At 38.9% G+C, this 2149-nt stretch carries 2 protein-coding genes and 2 pseudogenes; all 4 read right to left on the reverse strand.

The window, feature by feature from the left end; all coding sequences use genetic code 11:
- On the reverse strand, window positions 1-317 hold a 317-nt coding region (locus J582_RS24630; RefSeq protein ID WP_032048851.1), incomplete at its 3' end, for an MFS transporter.
- A gap of 9 nt (window positions 318-326) precedes the next feature.
- Entirely contained in the window at window positions 327-1139 is an 813-nt protein-coding gene (locus J582_RS24635; protein WP_032048580.1) for an amidohydrolase family protein, read from the reverse strand.
- Between the two features lie 7 nt (window positions 1140-1146).
- Window positions 1147-1749: pseudogene (locus J582_RS24640) on the reverse strand (SLC13 family permease); the annotation flags it as partial.
- 36 nt (window positions 1750-1785) lie between these two features.
- Window positions 1786-2133: pseudogene (locus J582_RS26570) on the reverse strand (integrase core domain-containing protein); the annotation flags it as partial.
- Window positions 2134-2149: the final 16 nt, after the last annotated feature.

Raw genomic sequence — 2149 nt, forward strand, 5'->3', positions numbered from 1 at the left:
ATGAAGGCGGTACAGCAACCGACAATTCCCCAAGTAATCATGATTCTGGCAATCCAGATACGTGCACCTAGCTTTTCCATGGCCATATTACTTGGAATTTCAAATATGACATATGCAATAAAAAATAATGTCGCACCAAAACCAAAGGCAGTCGCGGTTAAACCAATTTCTTGATTCATGGTTAAAGCGGCAAAACCAATATTTACTCGGTCAATATATGAGATGAAATAACAAAGAATGAGGAAAGGAAGAATACGAAAAGAAAGTTTACGGATCGTTGACTTTTCTACTTCCGATATAGATATATCATTTTTCATACATACTCCTTATGTACGTGAGAAACCAAACAGCTCGGTAGGGTTCTGATTTAAAATTAAACATTGCTCGTGTTTATCAAACACAATCTGTTTAAAAGCTTTAATTGCATCTTCATAAGTTATTAAGGATTCATGTTGGGTATGGGGCCAGTCACTTCCCCAAACGAGCTTATGTAAAAAACCTTTGTCTTTTAAAATGTTATAGGCTTGTTGGGCAGTGTTTATGTTGTTTGGAGTAGTACCCAAACGATAGAAACCAGACACTTTAATCCAGTGCTGCTTGACATTAAGCAAGCTTAAAAACTTTTGATAATCTGGATCATTAATCCCTTTAATACGGTCAACTCGGCCAAAATGGTCAATTACAACATCAAAGCTGTATTCATCTAATTGTGGCAAAAGCTGAACCAGATATTTTGGCGGTGCGTGTAATTCAACTTGCCAGTTGAGGCTTTCCACATTACGTAAAAATTTTTGCCAGTCAGGCGTATTTAACGTAGGAGGGTTAAGACCGAATAGATTTAAGCGAACACCAACGATGCCTTGTGCCTTGAGTTTCACTAGCTCATCAAAAGTTGTCTTATGTTGAACAACGGCGATCCCTTTTAAACGCTCAGGGTATTGCTGAATTGCGTTTAACATCGCTTGGTTATTGGTACCCAAAAAGCTGGGTTGAACCAAAACACCATGCGTGAAATTGTGTTCATCAAGATGAGAGATAAAACTTTGTACAATTGCATCATAATCAGGTGCATAACGTGCTGTTTCGATACTGTGGTCCTGAGTCGAAAAAACATGTGCATGTGTATCTATACAGTTCATTTTCATCTCACATTACAAATTTTAAAGCGAAAATAGCGATTAAAGCGGCAATGACTCCTACAGGAATTGCTTTAAATAACAGTTGATTAAAGAATTTGGTTTTGTCGATGTCTGCTGGTGCTGAAGCCATAATGAGACTACCGCCAGACGAGAAAGGGGAAATCGCTGTAGACTGAGCGCCAACCACAATACAAATGAATAGCACTAGTGGATTTAGGCCAGAGCTAAGTGCAAGCGCTGGAACAATTGGGAATAAGGTAGGAGCAACTACACCTAGAGTGCTTGAAAATACAGACATAATGGCACTGATCAGACATAACAGTACTGGAATAACCCACACAGGAACATTGTTTGCTAACCATTCAGATAGGGTCGTAATAATGCCAAGCTTCACACCTAATGCGATGAGCATACCGACACCGCAAATCATGATCAGTGTTCCCCACGGCACAAGTGCAATGACCTTTTTCTCATCGGCAAGTTTCATAAGTAAACTAATGAGCGAGAAGGTAATGGCAAGGAAGGCAATATCAATTTTGGAGTTTAAAAAGCTAATCGTTTTTACATCGGGAAAAACAAGGTGCAAGATTGGAAAAATTAAAACAATTGAACCGTACCGGGTTTGTCGGAGACTTTTTTATTTAAGTTAGGCCACCTGACCTAACGGATTAATCTTATCATAGTACATTGCTTCAAACTCAAAAGGCGATACATAACCCAGTGCACTGTGTACACGCTTTTTATTGAACCAATCTACCCAGTTTAGTGTCGCAAGTTGTACATCTGCTAAACCTTGCCAAACTGCTTTTAAATATTCAATCACCTATGTTTTGTATAAGCCATTCACCGTTTCAGCCAAAGCATTATCGTATGAATCACCAGTCGTACCGACTGATGCTCGTAAATTTGCAGCTTCTAAACGATTGGTATAGCGAATAGAAAGATATTGAACACCTCTATCGGAATGATGAATCACATTCTTTGGCATGCCTCGATGTAAAAACGATTAG

Source organism: Acinetobacter sp. 1566109 (genome assembly GCF_000582255.1).
Taxonomy (GTDB): Bacteria; Pseudomonadota; Gammaproteobacteria; order Pseudomonadales; family Moraxellaceae; genus Acinetobacter; species Acinetobacter nosocomialis.

Excerpts from the sequence above, each read along its gene's own strand:
- J582_RS24635 (WP_032048580.1), bottom strand. The coding sequence starts at position 1,139 with ATGAACTGTATAGATACACATGCACATGTTTTTTCGACTCAGGACCAC.